Source organism: Microbacterium sp. CCNWLW41, assembly GCF_037083505.1.
Genome location: NZ_JBAOJP010000026.1, coordinates 1 through 1,194, shown reverse-complemented (window position 1 = coordinate 1,194; position 1,194 = coordinate 1). Strand labels below are relative to the sequence as shown.

Annotated in this window: 1 rRNA gene; it reads right to left on the bottom strand. The window is 55.3% G+C overall.

From position 1 onward, the window contains the following. Positions 1-1,194 (bottom strand): 23S ribosomal RNA (locus V6R91_RS36335); the annotation flags it as partial.

The following is a 1,194-nucleotide window of genomic DNA, read 5'->3' as shown; positions in this document are numbered from 1 at the left end:
GGTATGGAAGTCTCATCTTGAGGCCGGCTTCCCGCTTAGATGCTTTCAGCGGTTATCCATCCCGAACGTAGCTAACCAGCGGTGCTCCTGGCGGAACAACTGGCACACCAGAGGTTCGTCCAACCCGGTCCTCTCGTACTAGGGTCAGATCCTCTCAAACTTCCTACGCGCGCAGCGGATAGGGACCGAACTGTCTCACGACGTTCTAAACCCAGCTCGCGTACCGCTTTAATGGGCGAACAGCCCAACCCTTGGGACCTACTCCAGCCCCAGGATGCGACGAGCCGACATCGAGGTGCCAAACCATGCCGTCGATATGGACTCTTGGGCAAGATCAGCCTGTTATCCCCGAGGTACCTTTTATCCGTTGAGCGACAGCGCTTCCACAAGCCACTGCCGGATCACTAGTCCCGACTTTCGTCCCTGCTCGACCTGTCAGTCTCACAGTCAAGCTCCCTTGTGCACTTACACTCGCCACCTGATTGCCAACCAGGTTGAGGGAACCTTTGGGCGCCTCCGTTACTCTTTGGGAGGCAACCGCCCCAGTTAAACTACCCACCAGGCACCGTCCCTGAACCGGATCACGGTTCGAAGTTAGATATCCAGAGTGACCAGAGTGGTATTTCAACAATGACTCCACGAACACTGGCGTGTCCGCTTCACAGTCTCCCACCTATCCTACACAAGCCACACCGAACACCAATACCAAGCTGTAGTAAAGGTCACGGGGTCTTTCCGTCCTGCTGCGCGTAACGAGCATCTTTACTCGTAATGCAATTTCGCCGAGTTCGCGGTTGAGACAGTTGGGAAGTCGTTACGCCATTCGTGCAGGTCGGAACTTACCCGACAAGGAATTTCGCTACCTTAGGATGGTTATAGTTACCACCGCCGTTTACTGGGGCTTAAATTCTGAGCTTCGCCGAAGCTAACCCGTCCTCTTAACCTTCCAGCACCGGGCAGGCGTCAGTCCGTATACATCGTCTTGCGACTTCGCACGGACCTGTGTTTTTAGTAAACAGTCGCTACCCACTAGTCTCTGCGGCCACCACACCCTTTCCCGCGCAAGGCGGTATAAGTGGATGGCCCCCCTTCTCCCGAAGTTACGGGGGCATTTTGCCGAGTTCCTTAACCACGATTCTCTCGATCTCCTTGGTATTCTCTACCTGACCACCTGAGTCGGTTTGGGGTACGGGC